Source organism: Priestia sp. TRM10 (assembly GCF_057808375.1).
Window position 1 is genome coordinate 39,314 of record NZ_JBJZOT010000014.1, and the last position, 7,319, is coordinate 46,632.

Consider the following 7,319-nt stretch of genomic DNA (forward strand, 5'->3'; position numbering starts at 1 on the left):
GTGCTTTGAAGATTTTAAAAACAATTCGTGAACATTATATAACTCAGCTTTTCACAGTAGTTTTTATGGTAGGGTTTCTTTTTTCGTATGCTATGTTTCAAGGTGGGTTTGTAAGTTGGTTTTTACTTTATAGCTTTTCTCCTATTCTGCTTTATAGCTTTCTTTTGCTTTTGTATCCCGTAAAGAGAGTAAAAGTGAAGAGAAGTCTTGAAAAATCCTCCTATTTTTACGGAGAAACAGTAAAGTTCTCCATAGAAATTGAGCTCAAGAGATTCTTTCCAATCGCATTTCTCATTGTTGAAGAGAAATGCCCAAAAGAATTAGAGGGAGAAACAAATAAGCTACGAAAGATCTATTCGCCATTTTTTAAGCGTCATATCACATTTCACTATGAAATCCCGAGTGCTAGAAGAGGGGAACATAAGTTAACAGAGCTTACGATTAAAGCAAGTGATTTGTTTGGTCTTGTTTTTAAAAAAGGAAGAATTAAAACTGAAGATTCTTTTATTGTGTTGCCAAATGTTCTAGATGTTCAGCCGTTTATTCAAAGCTATAAAGAACAAGAAGGGGAAAAGCTAAGTCTCCACAAAGGAAATCAGTCAAATATTGTTTCAGGAGTGCGAAATTACATTGCAGGGGATAAGTTTTCACAAATCCACTGGAAAGCCTCCGCTCGTGTTCAAGGGCTTGTTTCAAAAGAATTTGAACCAAGAATAGAGGAAGATGAAGGGATTGGGCTTTTAGTAGATTTACGAAATGACAACTACTTTGAACAGCGAATGTCGCTTGCAGCTTCCTTTATGTATTGGATGGCTACAAATGATCAAAAATTTCAAATCCTCCTTATTGGACGAAAGGGATACAGTGGCAAAGTGGAAAGTCTTGCTGAGATGAAGCAGGTTCTCTATTATTTAGCAACTGTCAAAAGCGAAGAAGACTACCCATTTTGGGAGCGAGCTCCACATGAACTTCAGAGGTGGAGTCGAATGAGAGAATTACTCGTTTTTCCAAGTGAACAAGGAATAAGAGAAGCTGCAATGTTGGAAAAAGCACCAGCAGCAAAACTCCATATGATTATTCCGAACGAGGGAGTGCAGCATAGTGCCCTGAAGTCCTCTTCGTTTGTTTTGCATGAAGTAAATATGGATGCTTTTGAAAATGGAATAATTGAGGTGAATCGACAGTGGGGTAACAGCGCGTAACAAAATGAATGTTTTTACACAGCTTCTTTTATATTTGGGCTCGTTTTTTCTCTTATGGGAATGGTTAAAACCACTCGAAACCGTTACAAATACAGGAGGCATTCATTACTTTTTAGCCTTCATTATCTTGAACTTTCTGCTAGCGATCTTTGTGCCGTCTCTTCTTATTAAGTGGACAGTCAAACTTGTTTATATGTATTGGAGCCTTTATCAAATGTTTGGAGAAGGAGAAATTGCTGACTTTTCATTGCTTTCTATCTTGATTGAAAATCTTTCAAAAGATTTTGCGAGTTCTTCATGGATGGATGTTTATAGCTTAACAACCTTATCAAGAACAGTTCTGTTTTTTCTCATACTATGGGTAATGTGTTACGTTATCTACTATTGGGTAATTTTACAAAAAAACATCTTCTTTTTCTTACTCTTAACGCTTATATACGTTACAATTCTTGATACTTTTTCACCGTATGAGGCATTTGTGCCAATCATTCGCATCGTATTTATTGGTCTGTTTTTACTGAGTTTTTTGCATTTTGAACGCTTAAAAGAAATCACAGAGAATAGAAGAATAAGTCGAAAGATGACGGTGTTATCACTAATCATTATTATGATTTCTATGACCGTAGCATATATTGCACCAAAACCTTCTCCACAGTGGCCTGATCCTGTACCATATCTCCAAGGATATGCAGAAGGGGTATACAATGGTGACTCAGGGAGCGACCAAAAGAAAGTTGGATTTGGGGAAGATGATTCTGAATTAGGGGGAGGGTTTTCAGGAGATGATACGCTTGTCTTTACAGCAGCTACAACTCAAGATAACTACTGGAAAATCGAAACAAAGAACACCTATACAGGAAAAGGGTGGGTTGCTAGGGAAGATGAGACGAATAAATATGAGCTTGATAATTTAAAAGGCATTTTTCAGTACAATAAAGAAACGGTGCCAAATGAAAAAGCAGAAGCAGAGCTTACATTTGCTAATCCTTCTTCATTAATTATGTATCCAGCTTCTTTTAATACAATTAGCAGTAATCCTGAGAGCGACTTTTTAGTTCAATCAGTTGAAAAGGAGCGTATTATTTCAGAACAAGGAGAAGTGAATTCTCTTCAATATACGTATGATTATCCTGAGTATAAAGTAGAAATATTACGAGGTCTTGGAAGTGAGAAGGATGAAAAAGAAGATAATCCTTTATTTCAGCAAACATATACACAGTTGCCTGAAAACGTACCACAGCGTGTGCGAGACTTAGCTGTTGAGATTACAGGTGATCAAACTAATCGTTATGATAAAGCAAAAGCTATTGAATACTACTTTTCAGAAAACCCGTATGTGTATGATACAGAAGATATTGCGGTACCGAGGGAAAATGAAGATTATGTTGATCAGTTTCTGTTTGAAACGAAAAGAGGATACTGTGACAATTTCTCTACCTCAATGGTTGTGTTACTTCGCTCTGTTGATATTCCAGCTCGTTGGGTGAAAGGATATACACAAGGGTCTTATGTGGAGACAAAGGGAGACAAAGATATTTATGAGGTGACAGAGAACAATGCTCACTCATGGGTTGAAGTTTATTTTCCAACGCTTGGTTGGGTTCCATTTGAGCCAACAAAAAGTTTTAGTAATCCGTATGACTTCACATATGACCTAGAAGAAAATGAAAATGCAGCAGTAGAAGAAAGTGATGATACAAGAGCAACTCCAGCAGCTGCACAACCAGTTCAAGAAGAAGAAAAAAGTACTGAAAAGGAAGCGAAAGAGAGTGGGAAAAGCTTGTTATCATCTGTTAGTATAGATAAAATTTGGGTAATCCTTCTTTTCTTGATTGCTCTAATTGGAGTTCTCCTTTATGTAACAAGACAGAAATGGATGCCAACATTTTTAATTAGAATGTACCGTCCAAAAGCCGATAAAGCATCTTTCAATAAAGCGTACAAATCTCTTTTAAAACAGTGGCAGCGTAAAGGGGTAGCAAGAGAAAAAGGACAAACTCTTCGTCAGTTTGCTGCAGAAGTTGATGAAAGAATTGGAACAAAAGAGATGAGCAAACTAACGTTTTATTATGAAGAAATGGTTTATAGGGAACAGTATAAAAGAGAAGATTCAACAGCAATAATTGAATTGTGGGAAAATTTAATTAAAAAGGCAAGTTCTTGACCGTCTTATCGCACATTGATAGAATAATGTCAATTGATACAGTAGACAAGCTTAACGTATAGACGAACATGTTCCGCTTTGCTCTGTTGCATCGTTTGAAAAGAACGGTTGTCCTTCATATATACTCGATAATATGGATCGAGAGTCTCTACCGGAACACCTTAAACGTTCTGACTATGAAGGCAGAAGATTTAGATTGAGGTTTTCTCAAGCTAGAATTCTGCCTTTATTTTTTATGAAGGTAAGAGTTCTAGCTTTTTATTTTTATTCTGTTTTTATGTTAGGTACAACTGTGTGACAAATTTACTGAAGAGGTGAACGTTGTGGAAGGCATGATTCTTGTTTTAGACTTTGGGAGCCAATACAATCAGCTAATTACTCGTCGAATTCGCGAGTTTGGTGTGTATAGTGAGCTTCATCCTCATACAATTACTCCTGAGGAAATTAGAGAAATGAATCCAAAAGGAATCATTTTATCAGGTGGACCAAACAGTGTGTATGGAGAAAACTCATTCCGCTGCGATCCAGAAATTTTTGAATTAGGCATTCCAGTGCTAGGTATTTGCTATGGTATGCAACTTATGACTCATCATTATGGTGGAAAAGTAGAAGGAGCAAAACATCGTGAGTATGGAAAAGCATCTATCCAAACTCAAAATGAGTCTCTTTTATTTAAAGACTTACCAGATGAGCAAATCGTTTGGATGAGCCACAGCGACCTTGTTGTTGAAACTCCTCCAGGATTTGATATTGATGCAATTAGCCCAGCTTGCCCAATTGCTTCTATTAGCAACAAAAATAAAAATCTTTATGCAGTACAATTCCATCCAGAAGTGCGTCATTCTGTATACGGAAATGAACTATTAAAGAACTTCGTGTTTGAAATTTGTCACTGTGAAGATAACTGGTCAATGGAGAATTTTATCGAGATTGAACTCGAAAAAATTCGTAAACAAGTCGGCGATCGCAAAGTTCTTTGTGCACTTAGCGGTGGCGTAGATTCTTCTGTTGTTGCTGTTCTTATTCATAAAGCAATTGGTGATCAGCTTACATGTATCTTTGTTGATCATGGTCTTCTTCGTAAAGGTGAAGCAGAAGGCGTTATGAAAACATTCAGCGAAGGTTTCAATATGAATGTTATTAAGATTGATGCAAAAGAGCGCTTTATGAGCAAACTAGAAGGCGTTTCAGATCCAGAGAAAAAGCGTAAAATTATCGGTAACGAGTTCATTTATGTTTTCGATGATGAAGCAGCTAAACTAGAAGGTATGGATTTCCTTGCTCAAGGAACTCTTTATACAGATATTATTGAGAGTGGTACAGCAACTGCTCAAACAATTAAATCACATCATAACGTAGGTGGTCTTCCAGAAGACATGCAGTTTACGCTTATTGAACCATTAAACGCGTTATTCAAAGACGAAGTACGTGCACTTGGTACTGAGCTTGGTATTCCAGACGACATCGTTTGGCGTCAACCATTTCCAGGTCCTGGTCTAGGAATCCGTGTACTTGGAGCAATTACTGAAGAGAAACTAGAAATTGTTCGTGAATCAGATGCAATCTTACGTGAAGAAGTAAGTAATGCTGGATTAGAACGTGATATCTGGCAATACTTCACAGTTCTTCCTGATATCCGTAGCGTAGGAGTTATGGGAGATGCACGTACGTATGACTATACAATTGGTATTCGTGCGGTAACATCTATTGATGGTATGACATCTGACTGGGCTCGTATTCCATGGGATGTACTTGAGAAAATCTCAACGCGTATTGTTAATGAAGTATCGCACATTAACCGCGTTGTGTACGATATTACAAGTAAGCCACCTGCAACAATTGAGTGGGAATAAGATCAAAAAATGTAAAGGCGAACGAAAACGAACATTCTTCATAAGAATGTTCGTTTTTTTATTGCGCTTTATTTAAAACCCTGCTAAACTAACTAAGGATAATAAAATAAAGTTCTCTTTCCATCGTATAATTTGGGGAATATGGCCCAAAAGTTTCTACCGAGCTACCGTAAATGGCTTGACTACGAGGTACAACAAAACAAGGGGATAACCTCTGTCAACTTTGTTGTTCTTTGCGTCAGCTTTAAGTACTTTCGGTATAGGAAGTGCTTTTTTGTTTTTTTAAGACGCTATATCTAGGAGGAAAATATACAATGAAGAAGTATTTTGAGTTTGATAAGCTTCAAACTACGTTTCGAACAGAAACATTGGCGGGTTTTACGACGTTCTTATCCATGGCTTATATTTTATTTGTAAACCCAAGTATTTTATCATTAGCAGATACAGAAGGACTTCCGGATTCAATGCATATGGATCAGGGAGCAATCTTTACAGCAACAGCTTTAGCTGCTGCATTTGGTTCGATTATGATGGGGATTTTAGCAAAATATCCAATTGCATTAGCACCAGGGATGGGGCTTAACGCATTCTTTGCTTATTCAGTTGTTCTTGGAATGGGTGTTCCATGGGAGACAGCTCTTGCAGGTGTTTTTGCTTCAGGGCTTATCTTTATTTGCTTAACTGTTGGTGGAATACGAGAAAAGATAATTAATGCAATTCCAATTGAGCTAAAATATGCAGTTGGAGCAGGAATTGGACTCTATATTACGTTTATCGGGATGAAAAATTCGGAAATCATTGTAGCAAGTGAAAGTACATTTGTTGCTCTAGGAGATTTATCAAAAGGATCAACGCTTTTAGCTGTATTTGGACTAATTGTTACGATTATTCTATTAGTATTGAGAGTTAATGGTGGAATTTTTATCGGGATGATCGTTACTGCTATTGTTGGGATGCTTACAGGATTGATTAATACCCCAACAAGTATAATTGCTCCGATTCCAAGCATTGAGCCAACATTTGGCGTAGCAATTTCTCACTTTGGTGATGTTTTTAACTTAGATATGCTTGTTGTAATTTTAACGTTTTTATTCGTTGCTTTCTTTGATACAACAGGTACACTTGTTGCAGTAGCAACGCAAGCGGGACTTATGAAAGATAATAAGCTTCCAAGAGCAGGCAAAGCATTGTTAGCAGATTCAACAGCAGCAGCTGCTGGAGCTTTATTCGGAACATCAACAACAACAGCTTACATCGAATCAACAGCAGGAGTTGCAGCAGGAGGACGAAGTGGATTTACTTCAGTAGTAACAGGGCTATTCTTCCTAGTAGCATTATTTTTCTCACCTTTACTAACTGTTGTTACTTCAGCTGTAACAGCACCTGCATTAATTGTTGTAGGAGTTCTTATGGTAGCAAGCCTTCGTCTTATTAAGTGGGATGAATTTGAAACAGCTGTACCAGCCTTCTTTACGTTAATTATGATGCCGTTAACGTATAGTATTGCAACAGGGATTGCGATTGGCTTTATCTTTTATCCTATTACAATGTTGTTTAAAGGAAGAGGAAAAGAAGTGCATCCAGTGATGTACGGATTGTTTGTTATCTTCCTTCTATACTTTATTTTTCTTGAATAGAACAGTCATGTCGAGGGAGCCTTCTTTATTAAAAGAAGGCTTTTTTGTATCTAAAAGTTTTGTGAATGCAAGGAAAAGGGAAGGGGATGATTTTATAGTAGAAAAATATGAGAAAAGGTATTGACCATTAAAATTACTCGTGGTATATTATTAAACGTTGCTGCAAAATAAACAGTAACTTTAAAAAAGAAATAAAAAAAGTTGTTGACACCAAGTTTTAATGGTGATAACATAGTAAGAGTCGCTAACAACGACACAAGAAAGATTGACCTTTGAAAACTGAACAAAATACGTCAACGTTAATTCTATTTTATTTTTAAAACAACGTTTCTTATTAGAAACAAAAAGCTATGGACATCGAAAGATGAAACCAAACTTTCTATGGAGAGTTTGATCCTGGCTCAGGACGAACGCTGGCGGCGTGCCTAATACATGCAAGTCGAGCGGAGATTTGAAAAGCTTG

At 37.0% G+C, this 7,319-nt stretch carries 4 protein-coding genes, 1 rRNA gene and 2 riboswitches; all 5 genes read left to right on the forward strand.

Annotation, left to right across the window (positions count from 1 at the left end; all coding sequences use genetic code 11):
• Positions 1-5: 5 nt before the first annotated feature.
• Positions 6-1,202: a DUF58 domain-containing protein gene (locus ACK3CR_RS16835; RefSeq protein WP_243515543.1), complete on the forward strand. Its 1,197-nt coding sequence runs from the start codon at positions 6-8 to the stop codon at positions 1,200-1,202.
• A gap of 4 nt (positions 1,203-1,206) precedes the next feature.
• Positions 1,207-3,366 (forward strand): transglutaminase TgpA family protein, encoded by a 2,160-nt coding sequence (locus ACK3CR_RS16840; protein ID WP_488975807.1) that lies wholly within the window; start codon positions 1,207-1,209, stop codon positions 3,364-3,366.
• Between the two features lie 95 nt (positions 3,367-3,461).
• A riboswitch (purine riboswitch) is annotated at positions 3,462-3,563 on the forward strand.
• A 135-nt stretch (positions 3,564-3,698) separates the two neighbouring features.
• Complete coding sequence (gene guaA / locus ACK3CR_RS16845; RefSeq protein ID WP_328123611.1) at positions 3,699-5,219, forward strand: glutamine-hydrolyzing GMP synthase; 1,521 nt, start codon at positions 3,699-3,701, stop codon at positions 5,217-5,219.
• A gap of 103 nt (positions 5,220-5,322) precedes the next feature.
• A riboswitch (purine riboswitch) is annotated at positions 5,323-5,424 on the forward strand.
• 109 nt (positions 5,425-5,533) lie between these two features.
• Positions 5,534-6,856: an NCS2 family permease gene (locus tag ACK3CR_RS16850; protein WP_243515538.1), complete on the forward strand. Its 1,323-nt coding sequence runs from the start codon at positions 5,534-5,536 to the stop codon at positions 6,854-6,856.
• 378 nt (positions 6,857-7,234) lie between these two features.
• Positions 7,235-7,319: ribosomal RNA gene (locus tag ACK3CR_RS16855) — 16S ribosomal RNA — on the forward strand; the annotation flags it as partial.